Source organism: Amycolatopsis sp. NPDC114484 (assembly GCF_055633755.1).
In genome coordinates this window covers 1-19,866 of record NZ_JBVKDQ010000003.1, presented here as the reverse complement: position 1 = coordinate 19,866, position 19,866 = coordinate 1, and the positions used below count along the sequence as shown (strand labels likewise).

The window sequence follows — 19,866 nt, the reverse complement described above, 5'->3', positions numbered from 1 at the left end:
GCGGGCAGCCTTCCGGTGCGCTGGCAGGCGTGCGCTTCGGCCGCGGGCTGGCTGTCCAGCACTGCGATCTGTGCCCGGCAACGGCTGGATATGGGCCGCGATCGATACCAGGCGCGTGAGCGGGCAGGCGTCCCGGCGGCGCGGAGGTCGCCGCCGGGCCTTCCCGGCGTGCCGGTGCTGCCGGGCCGGGCCTCGTCCGCGTGCGGCCCGCGGCGGTTCTCACCGAGTTCTCACGATGGCCCGGACCAGTGGGGACGAAGCGGGCCGGAGGGAGCGGCGGACGCGGGCTCAACGGGGCGAACCGATACCTGACGTTGGCCGGCCGTGGCGGTCCGCTCCTCAGCGTATCGCCTTCGTGTGCGGGCGGGCCAGCGGCTGATGCATGCCGGGTGCGCTGGTTTCGCTGGCGGCCCGGCCGGCGAGAAGTCGCCGGGAGCCCGCGGAGGGTGGTGCGGTGCCGGCGAGAGACGCATTGAAACGGGTATTCGGAGACGGACTGGCCGGCTTCTGCCCGTGCGCCGATTCGCGCAATCGCACCGAGCGCTGGGTATTCGCCAGCGGCGGCACACTAGGCCAATCAGTTCGCTGGTCGTCGCTCAGCTGCCGGGCCGGGCGTGCGGTGTCCAGTAGCCGAAGAGGCGGGCGATGGCGTCGGTCCGGTCGTGGTGCAGGTCGGGCGGCGCGGGCGGCGGGGTGCGCTGGGTCCGGCCGCGGACCGTCCGGAGGAAATCCCGGATCCGTCCGGGGGACGGGACGAGTTCGCCGCCAAGGTAGGCCACCGCGAGCAGGTCTTCGCCGGAGTGGGTTTCGACGGTGAACGACCAGCCGTGGCGCTCGTCCCAGACCAGCGCGGTGTCGCGGCCGGGGTGGACGGCGAGGCGCCCGTCGAGGGCGATGTAGGCGGATGCCGGCGGGTCGAGGTCGAGCGTGCAGGATTCCGGGCCGACGCCGGCCACGGAACTGACCGCGTCGAGGTAGGCGCTCATTCCGCAGAGTACGCGGTACTCGTGATCGCTGGTCCTCGGCTGGGCTTTCATGCGTTCTCGTCTCTGCCCCGGCCTGAGGCCGCGGATCCGGTCACTGTGGACCCCCGGTGCGCGCCGGATACCCGGTTCTGCAGCTGCGCCCGGCATTTCGATCTGCGGCGGCTGAAGGTTCAGCGTGCGGGGGCGGTATCGCAACGGCGGTCCGCTCTTCGTCCGTTCCTGGCGCCGGCGCTTCGCGAGTCCAGGGCGTTCGCGGAGTAAAAGGCAATCAGGCCGACCGGTTCGGCATCGCCGCGGGCCAAGGGAATCGGGAAGCGCATCGAGACGTTGCCCGCTCGCGGCGGGCTCGGGCGAGCGTGGGGAAGAGGTATCGCGACATCGCATCTCCGGGGCGTTCGACCGGTTCGGTGTCGCAGAGGTCGGACGCCCGGGTCCGGGGGCGCAGCAGCGTCTGCGGGATTCGCGGTGGGGCCGACTGACCGGCCTTCCTGCGGAAACCCCACTCTAGGCGGAACCCGGCAGGTTGCCAAGGCATCCGGCGGTGCGGGCCGGATCGCTCTGCCGCGGAACGGGTTTCCCGGCGCTGGCGTCGATCGGCGGGGCAGGTCAAGAATCGGCGTCCCAGCGCGGCGCGGGTGCCTGCGAAGCGGCGGGACGCTGTGCGTCGGTCGGGTGGGAAGCAAGCACGCTGGGGTCACGCGTTCGGTCTGGGTGCGGCCCGGCTCTCGGGTTCGCCGGGATGGCTCCGGTACGCCGGGGGAGTATCGGCGCGCGCCATCGCCGCTGCTTCGCGCGGGCGACAGTACCGTTGCGGCCGGTGCCGGTTCCACGGGTTCTTTTTCAATGCCGGCTGTCTATTGTGGTCTGGGGGCGGGCCCGGCGAACCGTGGGAGGGGCAGCCGGGCCCGAGCGGGGTTTCCCGAGCTGTGCTCGGCCAAGTCTGACGAGGCAGGGTTGTTCCGCGGAGTGCTGGGCCGACGGCGAATTCGCCGCGCTGGGTATGTCCGAGCCGCAGTACGCGGCGCTGGCGGTGGATGGCGCTGCTGCGCGTGCCCCTGCTGGCGATTCCAACACTGCTGCGCCGGCCTGCCGAGGGTCGGGATCCCGGGGCGCTCCAAGAGGAAACGTCGGCCGGGTGCTGCCTTTCCCGCCCTCAAACGAATCTACGCGTTCTTCGTACCGGAAGTCGCGGCCGTATCCTCGGCACGACGACGGATCCGTTCCGCCGGTGGGTCCCGGCGATCGAGTGGAGAGTCAACGCGTCCCGCGCAGCTCCGGGGGAAGAACGGTCGCCATATCGGTTACCGCCGTTTTCACCGCGTCCGCGGTGAGCCCGATCGAGGTGCTGAGGTCTGTTCCGGTCAGGTCTGCGTCAGCGAGGTTCGCGCCGGTGAAGTCGGTGCCGTGCAGTGTGGCTCCGCGCAGGCGTGCGCGTCGGAGATCGGTGTCGCGGAAGTTGGCGTGGGAAAGGTCTGCGCCGCGGAAGCCGGCGTCAACGAATGTGGCGCGGGCGGCCACGACATCGGTGAGAATGGTGTTCGTGAGCTGTGCGCCGTCCAGTGCCGCACCGTGCAGATTGGCGGAGCGGGCCGTCGCCTCTCTCAGGTCAGTGCGGGTCAGCGTTGCGTGTGCGAGATCTGCGTCCGTCAGCTTCGCGCGCGTCAAGACGGCGCCTTCGCCGAAGCTAGCTCCCCGAAGCGCCGCCCCGGTCAGATCCGCTCCTCGCAGTTCCACGCCAGTCAGATCCAGCGGGTCGGCGCCCGCGGCGCGTGGTCGTTCCCGGAGCGCGTCGACCGCGGCGGTGACGTCCGGCTCCGGACGAGCTTCGCCGCCGGCCCCGCTGGTGCGCTGCCGGAGGAGGTCGCAGATCGACCGCAAGACCACGGGGCGGTCCCGCTCGGAATCCGCCATCAGCCGGGAAAGCGTGCGGACGGCGTTGGCGCGGATGGCCGGGTCGTCCGAACCCAGCCTTCCCCAGGCGGCGTCGAACTGGCTGACGAGGTGCTTGTCCTCCTCGAGCCGCTGTTTGTCCCGGTCGAGGAAATAGCGTCGGATGCCGAATCCCGCGGTCACGATGCCCGCGGCCACGTTGAGGCCGGTGAGCAGCGACGAGCGGGTGTTGTTGACGGCCGTCAGCCAGTCCACTCGCGACATGCCGGGGCTTTGCGGGCCGACGGCCCATTCCGAGACGGGCACGCCGACGAACCACACCACTCCGCCGAGCACTGCGGCTATCGCGGCCGCGATTCCCGTCGCGCGCCAGAACCGGATCTGCATGTGTCCATTTGACCGCATGGCGTTCCGCGTTGCCTTCTCCGGGCCGGTTGGGCAAGATCGGCGGCAGGAGTTCGCGCGGTGCTGGGGAGGCACGGTCAGTGGCGAAGAAGCTTGCGTGGGCGGGGGTTCTCCTCGTTCCCGGAATCGGTGCTGGCGGGCCTGGCAAGGCGGGTGTGCGGTGAAGCCGTTTCCCGTCAGGAGCGGTATTCCGCGGCGTGTGTATCCGTCGCCGCACGATCCGGTGGTTTCAGGTCGCTCCGGAGGCGTCGGCGGTACGGTTTGCTGTCCCTTGCGGTGGCGTTCGCCGGGGGCATCGCACTCGGGCCCGGCGACCCGCGTTTGACTGCGGGGACGGACTGAGCACGGTGGGAATGCTGCTGGTGCCGTACCCGGCACGCGGCCACGTGGCCCCGTTCTTGCGGTTGGGAACCGAGCTTGCCCGGCGCCGGATCCCGGTCCGGATGATCGTGCCGCCGCTGTACGCGCACGCTGTCGCGGCCTGTGGTGTCGTTCCCGTTCCAGCCGGATCGGACGCGGGGGCGCACGTGCCTCCGGGCTGGCATCCGACGGATCTGGCCACCAGGCGGGCGGCCGCCGCCCGCCGCCGCCGGACGGCTCGGGAAGTCCGCGCCGCCTTCGATCGCGAGCTTGCCGTATTTCGGCCGGGGGCGGTGCTTGTCGACCCGCATGCCCGGTGGACGCGTCGGCTGCCGAGGAGCGTCCGGCATGTCTGGCTGTGGACGACTTCGCCGCCCGCGTCGTGGTGTGGCGCCCCGGCGTTCGTCAACAGCCTTTCCGCTTTGACGAGCCCGTATCGGCAAGGCCGTGATCTGCCGAGGTTCGTGGTGCCGTTGCAGGGCGGTCTTCCCGCGTCCGAAGGGGATTTTCCGTACGAGCGCCTCTCCGGGAGACCTCTCCTGGTCGTTTCCTTCGGGACGGTTTTCGCACGTCGTCCGGCGGACCTGCGGCGCATCGCCGAGTCCTTCCGGGGCACCCGGTGGGACGTCGTTGTTTCCGCTGGAAGAACCGATCCGGTTGCGGTGGGTCCGGTGCCGGGCAACGTGGTCGTGGCCGGAGCGATCCCTCAGCAGGAGCTGCTGCACAGGGCCTCGGTGCTGCTGACCCATGGCGGCATGAATTCGGTTCTGGAGGCGGCCGCGGCCGGCGTTCCGATGCTCCTCGCACCGCGCAATGAGGAGCAGCGCCGGACCGCGCGCAGAATAGCGGAGCTGGAGGCCGGGCTGCCGCTGGATCCGCGGGCGCCGTTGGCTCAGCAGGCCGAGCGAGTGCGGACGAGCGGACGGTTCGCCGGCGGAGCGCGACGGTTGCGGGAACTCATGGAGATCGCGCCTTCGGTCGCCGCCGCGGCCGACGAACTTCTCGAATTGACGGATTTCACGCGGGTGTGCTGATTCGGTCACACACGGTGGGCCGGACCCGATAAGGTCGAAGGCAGTGTTTTCAGGGGAGGACAAGCGTGGCCGTTGAGTCAGCCGCACCGTGGTCGCTGCCGCCGCGACCGCTGCCATTCGTCAACCGGGACGGCGAGCTCGCCAGGATCTCGGAGGCGCGAACCCGTAAAACCGCTGGCGGCGAGGCGACGCTGCTCCAGCTCGCCGGCGCCCGGGGGATGGGGAAGACGCTCTTGGCCGTCCACGTCGCCTACCTGCTCAGGGACCACTATCCCGACGGCGGCGTCTTCCTGGACGCGCGCGGCTCGGAGCCGCGCGGCATGGTCTCCGCGGCCGATCTGGCCCGGCAGCTCCTCGTCCAATTGGGGTTTCCTTACCCGGAAATCCCGGGCGCGGCCGAGGACCGGCTCGCCGTCGCGCGGGCGGCGCTGGCGGGCAAGCGGTTGCTGATCGTGATCGACGACGTGAAGACCGCCGAGCAACTCGACGGTCTCCTCGGCGACGTATCGCAAGCGGCTGTGGTCGTCACCAGCCGCGGCAAGCTGGACGCCTTGAGCGCCCGCCGTTTCACCCGAGTCGACCTGGAAGCCTTCGACCGCAACGCCACCGCGCAACTGGTAGGAGCTTTCGCCGACGGCTCCGGTGCCGTCGCGGACCGCGTCATCGATTCCCTGTGGCGCAAGTGCGCAGGGCTGCCTCTCGCGCTTGCCGTGGGGGCGAGCCGGGTGCTCTGGGGCGAGGACGATCCGCAGGAGTTCGTGGACGGGCTGGTTCTCGCTGATCTCGAGCAGGACGGCGAACTTTCCGTTCCGGCCGTTTTCGACGCGATCTACCAGGATCTCCCCTCGGACCAGCAGCGGGCATACCGCGGGCTCAGCCTGATCCCCGGACCGGATTTCGGCGTGGCGGCAGCCGGGGAGGCCCTGCATTGCGCGCCGAAGGCCGCGCGAAACCTCTTGGCCGGCTTGGCACGGGTCTACCTCCTCGAACATTGCGGTGCAGGCCGGTACCGGTTCCACCAGCTGATCCGGGAGCACGCCCGGGAACTCGCCCGCACCGAAGCACCGGACGAAGCGCGAGACGCGCGGGAACGTGCTGCTTTCTGGCTCGCTGCTCGGGCGATTTCCCTGGACCGTGCTTACGCGGCTCGCCCGGAACCGGAGGCCGTTCGTGCGCTTTCCTCGGGAGCGGAACCGTTCCTCGGCAGTCCTCAGGCGGCGGCTCGGGAGCTCGACGCCGAGTGGGACAGCCTCGTCGCCGCGGCCCGGGAATGCGCGGACCTCGGCAGGACGGATCTGGCGCTCGCCGTGCCGATGGCGCTCTACTCGTTCGGGTACCAGACCCGCCGCGCGGCCGAGCTGGTCGACCTCTACCTCCGCGCCCTCGATTTCGACACCACGCCCGCCGTGCGGTGGCAGCTCCACCGCGACCTGGCCGGGTTGTACGAGCAGCTCGGCGAGGGCGAGGAAGCGCTGGCTCACGCCCGGGCGTCCGCCGAAGCGGGGCACGCGCCCGGCACCGCCAGCGCGATCGAATGGCTCGGGCTGGCCTGCGAACGTCTTGGCCGGCTTGCCGAAGCACGCGAATACTTCAAGCAGGCGCGCGCAGCCATTCCGCTGATGGCCGATCCCCATCACGAGCTGCGGGCGACGGCGCTCCTCTCGATGCACGACGGCCGGGTCGCGTTCAAACAAGGGCTGTTCGACGAAGCCCGCTCTGCCACGGCTGCCGCCAAGGACTACTTCGCCGCGCAAGAAAAGGACGTCCCCAACCTCGCCCGATGCGAGAAGCTCCTCGGTGACGTCGCCGAGCGCATGGCGGACGTCCGAGCCGCCGAAGCTCACTGGTCACGCGCAGCGGATCTGTTCGAACGGTCCCTGATGCCCGAATCGGCCGCCGAGGCGGTCACGGCACTGGCCGAGCTGGCCGCGGCTGAAGGCCGGGACAACGAGGCTGCCGATTTCCGCGTGCGGGCTGCTGCGCTGCGAGGAGAACCTCGCCCGGACTCAGCCTGACCGTTCGACCTCCACGAGGTGGACGTGGCCGTCGAGAGCCACCGTGACCGTCGACGGCAACGAATCTTCGCTCAGGCCGGCAGAGATCCACGCGTAAGGGATCGAGGCCAGCACCTCGCCGGCGAGGCCCGGCGCACGGAGTATCAGGCTGTCGCCCGCGCGGAGCCGCAGTTCGGCGTGACCGGCGACGGAGATCGCGCTGACTGTGGAGCGAGGGTGTCTGGCGAAGACCGTCTCGTGCCACTGTTCGCGGTCGTCGCCCGCGTCCTCCGGGAGGGCGGTGATGACCGCCGCGGCTGTACGCAGCGACCGGATCGGGTAGTCCACCGAACAGCTCACGTGAACGTCCGCCGCACCGCCGAATTCGGTCCGTTGCACCTCCGCGGGGCGCCGGACGATCCGGACCGTGCCGGACCCGGCGTCGACTTCGCACGACACGAAGTGCGCTTGGCCGCGCGGGCCTCGGGTCGCCAACGATCCCGAAGGGACGGGTGCCACGGCGATCTCGAAGCCGGGCTCGGAGAGTTCGAGCAGGGAGTAGAAGTGCTGGCGCAGCAACGAAAGCGACTGGCCCGGGGCGGAGGAAGCCAGCTGTGCCACCGGCTGGAACCGATCGGCCGCCTGATGATCGAACTCGGCTTCGATGGTGTCCCGATAGGGCCCGGTGCGCGGGAGCCGCGGCGCGAGTTCGCCGAGCTTCGAGATGGGCGTGCCCGGAGGAACGTCGGCGAAGGAGCCGAGGATCGTCGGCTTGCCCAGCGCTGCCGCGTAACCGGTCACCGACCCGTGGTCGCCGATCACGACGTCGCTCGCGATCAGCCCGGCGCGCCACCCTTCGATCTCGTCGAGGACGAGCATTCCGGAACGGAGGCAGTCCGCGTACCACTGGCGGACGGCGCCGAACCCGTGCCCGTGGCGCGTGTTCGGGTGCAGCACGAGCGCGACGGCGTACGAATCAGGCGGCAGCTCCGCGAGGAGTTCGCGCGGGAGATCGGGCCGTTCGCCGAGCAGCGACCTGCTCGACCAAGTGGAGGTCAACACCACTAACCGGCGGCCGCCGATTCCGAGTTCCGCCCGGTACCGGCCTCGCAGGGGGAGGCTCTCGACGATCCGGTCCAGGCACGGATCTCCCGCGACGACCGCGGAGTTCAGCGCTGCCGGAGCGTGGGCCCGGACCGTGCGGAGCTGGTCGGTGTGCGAGAGAACGAACGCATCGGCGACCGGACGGCCGTTGCTGAGCAGCCACTCCGCGGAGAGACCGAACGGTCCCTGGTCCCTGGTCCCTGGTCCCCGGTCCCCGGTCCCCGGTCCCCGGTCCCCGGTCCCCGGTCCCCGGTCCCCGGTCCCCGGTCCCCGGTCCCCGGTCCCCGGTCCCCGGTCGGAGGATATTTAGTATATCCAATTCCGTGCGACAAGATCACCAGGCGCGCCGGGATATCGGTCAATTCACCGTGATGGCTGGCGGCGATCGCGAGATCGAATCGGGTCTTTCTCGCTTGTTCCAGCGGAATGGCAATGATACCGGCACGCTCGAACGCGTCCGCCAGTCCGTGCTGGAAGGGGTCTGCTTCGATGTCGGTGGCGACGAGTTGGACGCGGGTGTCGTTTTCGAAGGCCGGGATGATGTCCAGCAGCCGGTTCACTGTGGTGACGTTGTGCGCGATCAGCAGTACGGTGCGTTCAGGCGGCACCGTGGTCCAGCGCCATGCCCGGTCCCCGATCGGTACCGAGACGTGTCGTCTTCCAGTCACTCAGCTCGTCCATGGCGTCAGTCGTCAGCGTGTCGGCGAGATGATATCCGACGGAGCCGGCCGCTCGGCGAGCGAAACGGAGCACTGCGTCGGCGGGACCGGGCGCCGGTCGCCCAGGCAGGTCTGCGCAATGCCGAAACGCCGCCGCGCCGCCCCCGTGGGCCGTGGTGGATGTACCCGGTGCTTCTTGGGCGCGAACGCGATCGGCGAACTGGGCAGAACGAAGGCACGACTCAGCAACAGCGGAAGAATCGGCTGCCACTGCGACCGCCGCCAGGGGGGCGAGCTGATCCCGCACGACATCAGCTGCGCCTTCCGCGCGCTCGCTCGAGGTGTCCGCAGGACAGGCGTGCTCAGGTCGGAGTGTCGTGCTGGGCGTTGAGGCGCTGGGCTTCGGCGAGCTGGTCTTCGAGGATGATGATGCGGCACGCGGCGTGCAGCGGGGTGCCCTGGTCGACGAGTTCGCGGGCGCGGGCGGCGATGCGCAGCTGGTAGCGGGAGTAGCGGCGGTGCCCGCCGGAGGAGCGTTGCGGGGTGAGCAGTTTCGCCTCGTCGAGGCTGCGTAGGAAGCCGGGGGTGGTGCCGAGCATTTCGGCGGCCCGGCCCATGGTGTGGGCGGGATAGTCCTCGTCGTCGAACTTGTCGTCCGCGCTCGAGTGCGCCGCGGGGTGCTCTGGGTTCACTGCACCTCCACATCGCAAGGGACCCCAGCGCCGCGCGGCGCTGGGGTCCCGAGGGTTGGGGTTTCATCACTGTTGTCAACCGATCGCGAGATCGGCTTTCCGTACCCGCGTCCGCCCGCGAGGCGGATACCGCGGGGATCGCTTATGCGTAACCGAGAACCACCTGCCAATCCGATGGGACTGCGGTACCCGCCCGGCGATCATCGTGCTCGCCGTCGTCGTCGACGTGATGCAGCTGGAAAGCCATGTCCTGCAACCGTTCCTGCTCGGCCGTGCCGTGCGCCTGCACCCGCCGGCCGTCGTGCTTGCCCTGGCCGCCGGACTCGTCACCGCGGGCATCGTCGGAGCACTGCTCGCCGGGCCGCTTCTGGCGGTGCTCAGCTCAGGTCTGCGCAGCCTCGCCGCGCCCCCGCCGCACACCGACACCACAGCCGTCGGCCCGACATGAAAACCCGGCCGCACAAGCCGTACCGCGACCCCGGCCACCGCCATGGCCACACGACTTTAAGCTGGCGCCTCGAACTCGGCCGGCCCCACGCGCCGTGATGGGTCGGCGTCCCGCTCCGCCTCTCCTCGCCTGCAGGACCGTGTCGGCCGGGCTTTCCCGGCTCCAGGCACGTAGGCTCACAAGACAAACGCCCGGTCAAGTGGCGTCGCCGCACGGCCTTGTCGACCGAAACCCGGTCCAGCCCCCTGGTCGGCGTAGTCACGCCGCCGGACCGGTTTCCGCCTCGGCGCGAACCAGTTCGGTCTCCGAAGGGAACAACGAGTGCAGATCCAGATCAGCACGGACAAGAACATCCACGGCAGCGACGAGTTGATCCAGCGACTCGAGGCGGACCTCCAGTCGGCGCTGTCGCGCTTCAGCGACCACATCACCCGTCTGGAAGTCCACCTGAGCAACGACGTCGCTACCGGCGCGGGCAGCGCCGACCGGCGGTGCGTGATCGAGGCCCGCCCGGCCGGCAAACCCGCGGTCGCGGTCACCCATCACGCGGGCTCGGTGGACGAGGCCTGCCACGGTGCGGTCCAGAAGCTCGAGAGCGTGCTCGAGAGCAAGTACGGACGGGCGGACCACCGCAAGGGAGGGGAATCCATCCGGCACATGACGGAGGACGGGCCGCAGTGAGACAGGTGCCGTCCAGCGGTGGGCGGTCGGCGGGCACACAGTCCTCGTCCAGCGGGTCGGTATTGCAGCACCGTCTCCGCAGCGCGGTGAGGAACCGGTGACGCCTCCGGCAAGCCAGCCGCTACCTTCGTGAGGTGCCGGTGGCCGAGTCCGTGCCGGTCGTCGAGCACTCGGGCGTTCGATGGCCGCTGCGGAGATGGCGAAAGGGGCGCCCGCCGGTCGCGAGCGCCCTTCGTCGAGGATCGGCGGACGTCAGAGGACGGATACGCCGGTGGCTTGCGGGCCGCGGTTTCCCTGGCCGGCTTCGAACTCGACGCGCACATTCTCGTCGAGGCTGCGGAAACCGTCGCCGGTGATCTCGGAGAAGTGGACGAAAGCGTCGCTGCCGCTGTCGTCGGGGCTGAGGAAACCGAAGCCCGGTGCCGTGAGTCGAGCTCGCGGCTCAAGAATAACGAAGACACCAGACGCGCTCGCTCAAAATTTTTGCGAGCGAAATGACGAATACAAAACATTCAACCGTCTTCAGCGGAGCACGCAAGCCGAGAACCTGTCAACTCGCCCCCAGCGCGACCATCCCCCTGCCGGGCGCGGCGCGGCGGGATCGCGTACCGTCAAGAGCAAGGACTGAGCCCCAGGACGCCGCGGCAGGGCCGGTTGCGAGGAGCACCGAACGGCGGACACCAGGTCAGCCACGCCGCCGGGGATTTGGTGCCCCTTCACGCCCGGGACTGGGCGCGTCATTCACATCGAGCCGCAGGCCGCACCACCGGTGCCGGCTCTTCCGCTGCGGCCGCGTTGAGCGCCTTTCGCGGCGCGACCGCGGTTCACCCGCCCCAACTTTTCGAGGAGACCTCATGAACAACACGATTCACCTGCCCCGGCCGGGTGCCGCACCGCCGGTTCTGTTCAGCCATCCCGTCGCGGACCAGCCGCCCACCCGCGTCGCGGCCGGAATCCACCCGGCGTCCCGGGTCGCCTTTTCGGCGCAGGCTCCCGCGCCGCGGTCGCGATGACGGCGGTGCCGGGACAGCCCGGCAGCGAGTACGCGTCCCTGTCCGCGCAGATCCGGGCGGCCGGGCTGCTCCGCCGCCGCCACGGCTACTACGCGATGAAAATCGCCGGCAACCTCGCCGTGCTCGCCGGGGCGTGGGTCGGGTTCGCGTTCCTGGGCGACACCTGGTGGCAGCTGTTCATCGCCGTCGCGCTGGCGATCGTCTTCGCGCAACTCGCGTTCATCGGCCACGATGCCGGACACAAGCAGATCTTCCGCACCCGCCGCCCCAACGACGTGCTGGGCACGATGCACGGCGGGCTCGTGGGCATGAGCTATCAGTGGTGGATCCACGGACACAACCGGCACCACGCCAACCCCAATCACGAACACCACGACCCGGACCTCGACATCCCCGTCCTCGCGTTCACCAGCACCCAGGCCCGGTTGAAAACCGGGTTCCTCCGGTGGACGGCGAAACACCAGGCCGCGCTGTTCTTCCCGCTGCTGACCCTGGAAGGGCTGAACCTGCACGTATCCGGGATCAAGGCGGTCATCCGGGGCGAGACCCCGGCTCGGCGGCTCGAAGGCGCGCTGCTGTGCCTGCACATCGCGGCCTACTTCGCCACGGTGTTCCTCGTGCTCTCGCCCGGTCTCGCGGTCGTGTTCGTCGTCGTGCACCAAGCACTGTGGGGCGTCTACATGGGCTGCTCGTTCGCTCCCAACCACAAGGGCATGCCGACGATCACCGAGTCCAAAGTGGACTTCCTCCGCAAGCAAGTCCTGACCTCCCGCAACGTCCGCGGGGGACGCGTAACCGACTTCGTCCTCGGCGGGCTCAACTACCAGATCGAGCACCACCTGTTCCCGAACATGCCCCGGCCCCACCTCCGCCATGCGCAGCCCATCGTCCAACGGTTCTGCGCCGATCACGGCATCCCTTACGCCCAAACCGGTCTCGTCGACTCCTACCGTCAAGTCCTGGCGCATCTGCACGCCATCGGCGCCCCGCTGCGCATCGCCCATCCGCGCGGAACCGGGCTGTAACGTCCCGCTTTTCCGTGCGTGGGCGAACGGGAATCGTCCCGGCTTCGGTGCCTCCCTCCTTAACGGGGAGGTGCGTTCCACGCCGGGGAAGTACGACGCCGACAGCCGCGCGAAGGCGGTCCGTCTAGTGGCCGATCATCTGACGGCTGTTCGAGCGACGGTGGTCGGTCAGCGCTTCGATGATCCGCAGATCGGCCTGGTGGGCGAGGTTCGTGGGTGGTGATGCCCGCGCCAGGTGTACTTCCGCGGCGGCGGGCGGCCCAGCGGAACACGGACTGGCCTTGCCGACGTGGGCGCTGTGGTCGGTTCAGCCGTAACGCCCGGCATTCTTCGCCGCGCCGACGACCAGCGAGTGCCGGACGACTCCAGTTCGGATTGCGTGACTGGCGGCGGCCAGCGCGGAGGAGAAACCGGCGCAGCCGTTTGTTGACCTCGAACAGGCCGGGCAGGGATGGGCAAGCGGCTCGCGACCTGGGCGGCGATCAACGGGCGGCGGTGGCTCGCGCCGCAGGCGGTGACGGTGACCATGCCGATCTCGCCCGGTTCGGGACCGGCTGCGGCCAGCGCCCACGCCGCCGGTTCGGTGGCCAGGCAGGCTATCGAAACCATCCGGGATATGCCGGTGTGGCGGTACCGTGCGCGTGCGCTCGATCGCGAGGCCCGCCGGGCGGACGTGGTGGTTCCCCGTCCGTTCCTGCCTCCACAAGCTGCCTGCTGCTTCGGACTTCCCGGTGCAAGCGGTCTTGTTCTGCTTCGGCCGCCGAGTGCCGAGTCAGCACACAGCTTCCGACGCGCCGATCAGAACAGCCCCACAGTGTTCGCGGATCTGGCCCATCCGAGCTGGTTCGTTCGGACAACGCGGCGAGCACCCAGGTCGGCTTCGCTGAGGCCTAGGTTGCGGCCAGGGCTTCCTCGACGGTGTGATACAAGGCCAGGATCTCGTCGAGACCGGTGACCTCGATGGGCCTGATGACCGGGCGATTGGCGTCGACCACGATCCGCAGCTGCCCCCGCCGCCTTTCCGCGCGACGGGCGGCGTCCAGCAAGACCGCGAGGCCGGCCGAATCGAGGAAGGCGACCGCGGTCAGGTCCAGCACGTACGGACCGGCACCGGCGTCGTCGATGCAGTCCAGGACGACCGCGCCCAGGTCCGGCGCGGTGTCCGAATCCACCTCGGTGTTCCGGACGTGCAATTGCCGGGACGAGAACAGGAAACTGCTCGGGAGCGCGTGTCCGAAGCTGACGAACTACAAGCATGGCCAGTGGGGATTCCGGGTTGAGCTTCCTCCGGACGCGGCGGGGCAGCGGCGTCCGCGGCGACGCCGCGGGTTCGACTCGGCCACCGCCGCGGAGAACCAACTGGAGCATGTGCGCGGGTTGCTGGCGATCGCGGACGAGGACGACGAGGAGTTGCGGCGCGACATCGGCGACGTGATCGCCCTGGCGTTCGCCCAGCGGGAGAAGTTCCCGGACATCGACGAGATGCGACGCCTGGTGCGGGCGGGCGCGGATGTGACCGACGATCCGTTGACGGCCGAGGAGTTCGCCGCATTCCTGGCGGCAAAGAAGCGGAAGGTGTCACGCAACACGTACCGGTCGTACGAGTCGCATGTGCGGTTATATCTGGGGCCGCATCTGGGCCAGGTGCGGCGTCGGAAGCTGCGGGTGCGGCATCTTGACGCGATGTACGACGCGATCGCCGAGCACAACGAGCTGATCGGGGTGTACCGCGAGAGCGGGGATCCGCGGAAGGTGGCGGCGGTGAAGTGGCAGCGGCCGGTCGGCCCGTCCTCGATCCACCGGATCAACGGGACCTTGAAGACGTGCCTGAACCGCCCGGTCAAGGAAGGCTTGCTGGTGGTGAACGTGGCGTCGCTGGTGGAGCTGCCCGCGGCGGTGCGGTGGACGCCGTTGGTCTGGACATCGGAGCGGGTGCTGCAGTGGCAGCGGACCGGGGTAATTCCGTGCCCGGTGATGGTGTGGACCCCGGAACAGACCGGCCGTTTCCTCGACGTCGCGGTCAATCATCCCCTGTATCCGTTGTTTCATCTGATCGCGCATATCGGGTTGGGGCGGGGCGAGGCGTGCGGGTTGCGGCGGTCTGAGATCCGTCTTGCGGCCGGGGAGGTGCGGGTCTCGAATCAGATCGTGCAGTGGGGCTGGGAAACAGGCGAGTCGAAGCCGAAGACGGACGAGTCGGTGAACGCGGTCGCGATCGACCAGGACACCGGCCTGGTGCTCGCCCAGCACCTGGCGGTGCAGGACGCGGATCGGACACGTCTCGGGTCTCAGTGGAAGGACCACGACCTTGCCTTCACGCAGTGGGACGGGAACCCGCTGCATCCCGCGCATGTCACGGACGTGTTTTACGACCTGTCCCGCCAAGCCGGGCTGCCGCCGATCCGGTTGCACGATCTCCGCCATGGCGCGGCGACTCTGGCGTTGGCGGCGGGGGGCGGAGATGAAGGTGGTGCAGCGGATGCTGCGGCTCTCCTCGATCACCATCGCCTCCGACACCTACACGTCGGTTCTGCCCCAGGTGTCCTTCGCGGCGGCGGAAGCGACGGCGGCGATCATCCCGCGGCAGTCGGCGCGAAGTCTCGGGCTCGCCTCGGGCTCGCCAATGACCACAATGGACAGTCCGGTACCGGAAGAAAAGCTTCCAGAAAACCAAAATCCCCAGGTCGAAAACTTCTCGAACCTGGGGAGTGAGGGTGCGCCATCAGGGACTCGAACCCCGAACCCGCTGGTTAAGAGCCAGCTGCTCTGCCAATTGAGCTAATGGCGCTTGGTGCTTCCCGCCGCTGTGGTTTCCCTCGGCGACGTGGAAAAGATTAGCAGGGCGTTCAGCCCCCGTTCCAGGGGGGTCCCCTTTTCGGTCCGCCGGGACAACAGCCCTGGTCAGCGGCGGTAGCCCACCGTAAATCCGGCCGGCGGCGGCCAGTGTGGCGGCAGCCGGGCCAGGGGAGGTGTCGCAGTGACCTGTGCGACACCCGCATAGCCACCGTACCCCGGAAATGACAAAACCCCGGCTTCTCCGAAAAAGATCTCGGTGAAGCCGGGGTGCAAGGGTGGCTAACGGGGCTCGAACCCGCGACCTCCTGGACCACAACCAGGTGCTCTACCAGCTGAGCTATAGCCACCATCTGGCAAAAAGATCTCGCGATCGCCTTGCTGGAAGCAATCCTAGCGGGTGCCCGCGAGCGCTTTTCAGGGGGTCACCGTCGGTGGCGTTCCAGCACTTCGGCGGCGGCGGCTTTGGCCTCGTCGCTCGTCGGGCCGGGCTGCGGGACGAAGGCGATCGCGCGGTAGTACTCGAGTTCGCCGACGGACTCCTTGATGTCCGCGAGCGCGCGGTGGGCCAGGCCTTTCTCCGGCTTGGCGTAGTAGATCCGCGGGTACCAGCGGCGCACGAGCTCCTTGACCGACGACACGTCGACCATCCGGTAGTGCAGGTGGCTGTCGAGCGCCGGCATGTCGCGGGCGATGAAGCCGCGGTCGGTGGCGATCGAGTTGCCGGCGAGCGGCGCGCTGGCCGGGTCCGGCACCCATTCCCGGATGTACTCCAGCACGCGCTGCTCGGCCTCGGCCAGCGTGGTCGTCGAGGCGCGGACTTCTTCGGTGAGGCCGGACTTGGCGTGCATGTCGTGGACGACCTGCGGCATGCCGTCGAGCTTGGCGTCGTCGGCGTGGATGACGATGTCGACGCCCTCGCCCAGCACGTTCAGGTCGGCGTCGGTCACCAGCGCGGCTATTTCGATCAACGCGTCCTTGCCGAGGTCCAGCCCCGTCATCTCGCAGTCGATCCAGACAAGATGGTCGTTCACCCGCACCACCCTAACCCGACACGGGGATATCAGCGGCGTCACCTGGGCTTCCGGCGCGTTACGCTCAGTCAGCCAGTGCAGCGAGGTGTGATTTCGGACTCGGAACGAGGTGCGGCCAGTGGCCGAGCAAGCGTCGGGACCAGCGGCGGAGATCGCGCGGGGATACGCCAGCGAGGGGGCGGCGGTCGAGCTGGGCGCGGTGGTGATCGACGGGAAGACGGAAGCGTCGGCCGCGGTCCGGCTGCCGCTGGCGACGTTGAACCGGCACGGCCTGGTCGCGGGCGCGACCGGCACCGGCAAGACCAAGACGCTCCAGCTGATCTCCGAACAGCTGTCCGCGGCCGGGGTTCCGGTAGTGCTCGCCGACGTCAAGGGTGACCTGTCCGGGCTGTCCGCGCCCGGCGAGGCGAGCGACCGCACCGCGAAACGGTCCGCGGAACTGGGCGACGACTGGGCGCCGTCGGCGGGTCCGGTGCAGTTCCTGTCGCTCGGCACCAGCGGCACCGGGATCCCGGTGCGCGCGACGATCACCAGCTTCGGGCCGGTGCTGCTGTCGAAGGTGCTGGGGCTGAACGAGACGCAGGAATCGACGCTCGGCCTGATTTTCCACTGGGCCGACCAGCGCGGGCTCGCCTTGCTGGACACCAAGGACCTGCGGTCGGTCATCACGCATCTGACCAGCGACGAGGGCAAGGCAGACCTCAAGGGCATCGGCGGGGTGTCCGCGGCGACGGCGGGCGTCATCCTGCGCGCACTGTCCAATCTGGAGGCTCAGGGCGGCGAGGAGTTCTTCGGCGAGCCCGAGCTGGACGTCCACGACCTGATGCGCCAGCAGGACGGCAAGGGCGTCATCACCCTGCTGGAACTGGACAACCTGCAGTCCAAACCGGCGCTGTTCTCGACGTTCCTGATGTGGCTGCTGGCCGAGCTGTTCGAGGAGCTGCCCGAGGAGGGCGACCTCGACCAGCCGAAGCTGGTGTTCTTCTTCGACGAGGCGCACCTGCTGTTCTCCGACGCGTCGAAGGCGTTCCTGGAGCGGATCGAGCAGACGGTGAAGCTCATCCGGTCGAAGGGCGTCGGCGTGTTCTTCTGCACGCAGCTGCCGACCGACATCCCGAACAACGTGCTGTCCCAGCTTGGCGCGCGGGTGCAGCACGCGTTGCGCGCGTTCACGCCGGACGATCAGAAAGCGTTGGCGCGCACGGTGAAGACGTATCCGAAGTCGCCGCACTACGACCTCGAGACGGCGTTGACGTCGCTGGGGATCGGCGAGGCGGTCGTCACCGTGCTGTCCGAACGCGGGGCGCCGACGCCGGTCGCGTGGACGCGATTGCGCGCGCCGCGGTCGAAGATGGGGTCGATCGGGGCGGACGCGATCCGCGCTGCGGTCGCGTCGTCGGAGCTGAACGCCAAGTACGGGGAGACGATCGACCGGGAGTCGGCGTACGAGAAGTTGACGGCCAAAGCCACGCCGGCCGAGCCTTCCGCGCCGGCTGCCGAACCGGAGGCGCCGGCCGCTCCCAAGCCGGAGAAGGAGGAGCCGGGGATGATCTCGCAGGTGTTGAGCAACCCGGCGGTGAAGTCGTTCATGCGTTCGGCGGCGAGTTCGCTCGGGCGGGAGTTCTCGCGCGGGCTGTTCGGCAACCGGCGGCGTTGAGATACCTGACAGGAGATGGCAGGTATTGGCGATTGACTGTCCGGGACCGAGTTTCCGGCAGAGGAGCAGCAGCATGACCAGTACCGCCGTCGCCGCGTTCGAGCTGGACAAATGGGAGCCGCAGGCGCAGGACGAGGCTGGTGGCACGGCGTTCGCGCAGGTGCTGATCGAGAAGACGTTCACCGGGGCGGTCGAGGGGACCAGCCGGGTCGAGATGCTGACGGCGTCGAACGAGACTTCGCGCGCGTACGTCGCTTTCGAGCGCTTTACCGGTTCTGTCGACGGCCGGAAGGGCAGCTTCGTTCTCCGGCACACGGCTGGGGACGAAGGGTTGTCTCTGGTACTGCTTCCCGGCTCGGGCATGGACGAGCTGGCGGGCATCTCCGGGTCGGCGGACATCGCCGTGGACGAGGCAGGCAAGCACACGTTCACGCTGGTCTACGAGCTGCCGGGCGCATGAAAGAGCCGCTCTCCCCGGGCCCCGAATTCCCGGAGAGAGCGGCCAGGTTTCCTCACTGTCCCGAGTGAGGAGCGAAGGCGGGCCGCCCCGACCGCGGTCCGCCTCCGGGGTTCCGGTCAGCCGTTGACGATCTGGTCGACGATCTTCTTGGCGTCGTTGATCGGGATGGCGAACCCGATCCCGACGCTGCCCGCCGACGAGTTCGGGCTGTAGAGCGCGGAGTTGATGCCGATCACCTGGCCCTGGCTGTCGACGAGCGCGCCGCCGGAGTTGCCCTGGTTGATAGAGGCGTCGGTCTGGATCGCGGTGTAGCTGGGGCCGGAGGTGACGTTCGAGGTCTGCCTGCCGAAGGGCGAGTTCTGCTGATCGCCGCCGTCGCCGCCTCCGACGTCGGAAAGCGGCCGGTTGAGCGCGCTGACGATGCCGGTGGTGACGGTGTTCTGCAGCCCGCCCGGCGACCCGATCGCGATGACCTGCTGCCCGACGGCGAGCTTGCCCGAATCGCCGAGCGTCGCGGCGGCGAGCCCGCTCGCGCCCTGCGCCTGCAGCACGGCGATGTCGCTCTTGGTGTCCGAGCCGACGACCTTGGCCTGGTACTTCTTGCCGTCCGACGTGGCGACCGTGACGGTCTGGGCTCCTTGCACGACGTGCGCGTTGGTGAGGATCCGGCCGTCGGCGGTGAGGATGACGCCCGACCCGATCGCCGTGCCCCGACCAGTCGTGACGTTCACCTGAACGACACTGGGCACGACCTTCGCGGCGACGGTGCTGACGTCCCCGGAAGCTGTGGTGTTGCTGATGGTCTGCCCGGTGGCGGAGGACGACGCGGTGGTCGAGGACCCGCTGGAACCGCCGCTCAGCCCGACGATCGCCGCGCCGGCACCGCCGCCGAGGAGCGCTGCGGCGAGCGCGGTGGCTCCGACGAGGACGGCCATACGGCCGGGTCGCTTCCGCGGACCGGCCAGGGCCGCGGGCGGTTGCGCGGGCTGCGGCATCGGTCCGTACTGCGGGGTGCCGGGTTGATGCTGTGCGGCGTGCTGGTTAGGCAAGGGCGCGACAGTTGGCTCGGACTGTGGGGCAGCGTTCGGCTGGGATTGGCGTGCGGCGTGCGGACTTTGCACGGGCGCAGTGTTCGGCCCAGTCTGTGGAGCGGCACCTGGCTGGACAGCGTTCGGTCCGGAAGCGTGAGCACCGCTGGGTAGCTGCGCGTTGCTCTGCCCCGCCTGCCGAGTGCTCGCGGCCGTCTGCGGCGCGCCGTACGCTCCGGCTTGCCCGGCAGGGCCGCCTTCGGCACCACGCGGATGGCCCTGGTTGGCGACGAACGGACTCGACCCGGCCCGGTACTGGCCATACTGCTCACTGCTCTGGTGCGGCTGGCGCCCACCGGGGATAGCGGGGCCGGGCCGGCTCTCGTTCTCGGTCATGAACCCAGACTCGCGCCTGCGCTTATGAGCAGCCTGTGGAAAACCCTCAGGCTTTCCTGAGAAGAATCGGCTGAGAATTCTCAGCCGTTCTCAGCCAGCAGCGCATCCTCGTCCGTGCCGTGCCGTGCCGTGCCGTGCCGTGCCGTGCCGTGCCGTGCCGTGCCGTGCCGTGCCGTGCCGTGCCGTGCCGTGCCGTGCCGTGCCGTG

Annotated in this window: 17 protein-coding genes, 2 tRNA genes and 1 pseudogene; 9 read left to right on the top strand and 11 right to left on the bottom strand. The window is 69.3% G+C overall.

The window, feature by feature from the left end; translation table 11 throughout:
* Positions 1–596: 596 nt before the first annotated feature.
* Together ACZ7SW_RS09540 and ACZ7SW_RS09535 are read right to left on the bottom strand one after the other, a co-directional pair.
* Positions 597–1,037 (bottom strand): DUF6292 family protein, encoded by a 441-nt coding sequence (locus ACZ7SW_RS09540; protein WP_470229951.1) that lies wholly within the window; start codon positions 1,035–1,037, stop codon positions 597–599.
* A gap of 1,203 nt (positions 1,038–2,240) precedes the next feature.
* Positions 2,241–3,263, bottom strand: a complete 1,023-nt coding sequence (locus tag ACZ7SW_RS09535) for a pentapeptide repeat-containing protein (RefSeq protein WP_470229950.1) — start codon at positions 3,261–3,263, stop codon at positions 2,241–2,243.
* A 371-nt stretch (positions 3,264–3,634) separates the two neighbouring features.
* On the opposite strand from ACZ7SW_RS09535, the gene ACZ7SW_RS09530 reads away from it, so the two are divergent.
* Both ACZ7SW_RS09530 and ACZ7SW_RS09525 read left to right on the top strand, forming a co-directional pair.
* Positions 3,635–4,675: a glycosyltransferase gene (locus ACZ7SW_RS09530; protein WP_470230473.1), complete on the top strand. Its 1,041-nt coding sequence runs from the start codon at positions 3,635–3,637 to the stop codon at positions 4,673–4,675.
* Positions 4,676–4,740: 65 nt separating this feature from the next.
* Positions 4,741–6,690, top strand: coding sequence for a hypothetical protein (locus ACZ7SW_RS09525; protein ID WP_470229949.1), 1,950 nt, complete (start codon positions 4,741–4,743; stop codon positions 6,688–6,690).
* Here ACZ7SW_RS09525 and ACZ7SW_RS09520 read toward each other — a convergent pair.
* Positions 6,682–7,731 carry a hypothetical protein gene (locus ACZ7SW_RS09520; protein WP_470229948.1) on the bottom strand — a complete coding sequence of 350 codons (1,050 nt, stop codon included), beginning with the start codon at positions 7,729–7,731 and terminating at the stop codon, positions 6,682–6,684. The two genes, ACZ7SW_RS09525 and ACZ7SW_RS09520, sit on opposite strands and share 9 nt — an antisense overlap.
* A gap of 1,063 nt (positions 7,732–8,794) precedes the next feature.
* Entirely contained in the window at positions 8,795–9,124 is a 330-nt protein-coding gene (locus ACZ7SW_RS09515; RefSeq protein WP_470229947.1) for a helix-turn-helix domain-containing protein, read from the bottom strand.
* A 184-nt stretch (positions 9,125–9,308) separates the two neighbouring features.
* On the opposite strand from ACZ7SW_RS09515, the pseudogene ACZ7SW_RS09510 reads away from it, so the two are divergent.
* Both ACZ7SW_RS09510 and ACZ7SW_RS09505 read left to right on the top strand, forming a co-directional pair.
* A pseudogene (locus ACZ7SW_RS09510) lies at positions 9,309–9,572 on the top strand (AI-2E family transporter); the annotation flags it as partial.
* A gap of 321 nt (positions 9,573–9,893) precedes the next feature.
* The gene (locus ACZ7SW_RS09505; protein WP_470229946.1) at positions 9,894–10,253 is read left to right on the top strand and encodes an HPF/RaiA family ribosome-associated protein; all 360 of its coding nucleotides are present in this window, start codon (positions 9,894–9,896) and stop codon (positions 10,251–10,253) included.
* 252 nt (positions 10,254–10,505) lie between these two features.
* Here ACZ7SW_RS09505 and ACZ7SW_RS09500 read toward each other — a convergent pair whose 3' ends face one another.
* Positions 10,506–10,703, bottom strand: coding sequence for a cold shock domain-containing protein (locus ACZ7SW_RS09500; protein ID WP_470230472.1), 198 nt, complete (start codon positions 10,701–10,703; stop codon positions 10,506–10,508).
* 404 nt (positions 10,704–11,107) lie between these two features.
* Between ACZ7SW_RS09500 and ACZ7SW_RS09495 the strand changes: the two genes are divergently transcribed.
* Both ACZ7SW_RS09495 and ACZ7SW_RS09490 read left to right on the top strand, forming a co-directional pair.
* Positions 11,108–11,266: a hypothetical protein gene (locus tag ACZ7SW_RS09495; RefSeq protein ID WP_470229945.1), complete on the top strand. Its 159-nt coding sequence runs from the start codon at positions 11,108–11,110 to the stop codon at positions 11,264–11,266.
* The gene (locus ACZ7SW_RS09490; RefSeq protein WP_470229944.1) at positions 11,263–12,291 is read left to right on the top strand and encodes a fatty acid desaturase family protein; all 1,029 of its coding nucleotides are present in this window, start codon (positions 11,263–11,265) and stop codon (positions 12,289–12,291) included. The genes ACZ7SW_RS09495 and ACZ7SW_RS09490 overlap by 4 nt, the downstream gene beginning before the upstream one ends.
* Positions 12,292–12,598: 307 nt before the next feature.
* On the opposite strand, the gene ACZ7SW_RS09485 is transcribed toward ACZ7SW_RS09490, so the two are convergent.
* Complete coding sequence (locus ACZ7SW_RS09485) at positions 12,599–12,862, bottom strand: hypothetical protein (RefSeq protein WP_470230471.1); 264 nt, start codon at positions 12,860–12,862, stop codon at positions 12,599–12,601.
* A gap of 319 nt (positions 12,863–13,181) precedes the next feature.
* A complete protein-coding gene (locus tag ACZ7SW_RS09480) occupies positions 13,182–13,463 on the bottom strand; it encodes an anti-sigma factor antagonist (protein WP_470229943.1) in 282 nt (93 codons plus the stop codon).
* Here ACZ7SW_RS09480 and ACZ7SW_RS09475 point away from each other — a divergent pair.
* The gene (locus tag ACZ7SW_RS09475) at positions 13,450–15,003 is read left to right on the top strand and encodes a site-specific integrase (protein ID WP_470229942.1); all 1,554 of its coding nucleotides are present in this window, start codon (positions 13,450–13,452) and stop codon (positions 15,001–15,003) included. The genes ACZ7SW_RS09480 and ACZ7SW_RS09475 overlap by 14 nt on opposite strands.
* Positions 15,004–15,006: 3 nt before the next feature.
* Here the strand turns inward: ACZ7SW_RS09475 and ACZ7SW_RS09470 are convergent.
* The 3 genes from ACZ7SW_RS09470 to orn all read right to left on the bottom strand — a co-directional run bounded on the left by ACZ7SW_RS09470 (position 15,007) and on the right by orn (position 16,118).
* A tRNA-Lys gene (locus tag ACZ7SW_RS09470) sits at positions 15,007–15,079 on the bottom strand.
* Positions 15,080–15,361: 282 nt separating this feature from the next.
* Positions 15,362–15,434 (bottom strand) — tRNA-His (locus ACZ7SW_RS09465).
* A gap of 75 nt (positions 15,435–15,509) precedes the next feature.
* Positions 15,510–16,118: an oligoribonuclease gene (orn, locus tag ACZ7SW_RS09460; RefSeq protein ID WP_470229941.1), complete on the bottom strand. Its 609-nt coding sequence runs from the start codon at positions 16,116–16,118 to the stop codon at positions 15,510–15,512.
* A gap of 118 nt (positions 16,119–16,236) precedes the next feature.
* Here orn and ACZ7SW_RS09455 point away from each other — a divergent pair, with 118 nt between their 5' ends.
* Together ACZ7SW_RS09455 and ACZ7SW_RS09450 are read left to right on the top strand one after the other, a co-directional pair.
* Positions 16,237–17,775, top strand: a complete 1,539-nt coding sequence (locus ACZ7SW_RS09455; protein ID WP_470229940.1) for a helicase HerA-like domain-containing protein — start codon at positions 16,237–16,239, stop codon at positions 17,773–17,775.
* Positions 17,776–17,848: 73 nt separating this feature from the next.
* The gene (locus ACZ7SW_RS09450; protein WP_470229939.1) at positions 17,849–18,235 is read left to right on the top strand and encodes a DUF3224 domain-containing protein; all 387 of its coding nucleotides are present in this window, start codon (positions 17,849–17,851) and stop codon (positions 18,233–18,235) included.
* A gap of 116 nt (positions 18,236–18,351) precedes the next feature.
* On the opposite strand, the gene ACZ7SW_RS09445 is transcribed toward ACZ7SW_RS09450, so the two are convergent.
* The gene (locus tag ACZ7SW_RS09445; RefSeq protein ID WP_470230470.1) at positions 18,352–19,230 is read right to left on the bottom strand and encodes a S1C family serine protease; all 879 of its coding nucleotides are present in this window, start codon (positions 19,228–19,230) and stop codon (positions 18,352–18,354) included.
* Between the last annotated feature and the right edge of the window lie 636 nt (positions 19,231–19,866).

Bases quoted from the DNA above. Each gene is read 5' to 3' on its own strand.
- ACZ7SW_RS09540 (WP_470229951.1), bottom strand. From the start codon at position 1,037: ATGAAAGCCCAGCCGAGGACCAGCGATCACGAGTACCGCGTACTCTGC.
- ACZ7SW_RS09535 (WP_470229950.1), bottom strand. From the start codon at position 3,263: ATGCAGATCCGGTTCTGGCGCGCGACGGGAATCGCGGCCGCGATAGCC.
- ACZ7SW_RS09530 (WP_470230473.1), top strand. From the start codon at position 3,635: ATGCTGCTGGTGCCGTACCCGGCACGCGGCCACGTGGCCCCGTTCTTG.
- ACZ7SW_RS09495 (WP_470229945.1), top strand. From the start codon at position 11,108: ATGAACAACACGATTCACCTGCCCCGGCCGGGTGCCGCACCGCCGGTT.
- ACZ7SW_RS09490 (WP_470229944.1), top strand. From the start codon at position 11,263: ATGACGGCGGTGCCGGGACAGCCCGGCAGCGAGTACGCGTCCCTGTCC.
- ACZ7SW_RS09450 (WP_470229939.1), top strand. From the start codon at position 17,849: ATGACCAGTACCGCCGTCGCCGCGTTCGAGCTGGACAAATGGGAGCCG.
- ACZ7SW_RS09445 (WP_470230470.1), bottom strand. From the start codon at position 19,230: ATGCCGCAGCCCGCGCAACCGCCCGCGGCCCTGGCCGGTCCGCGGAAG.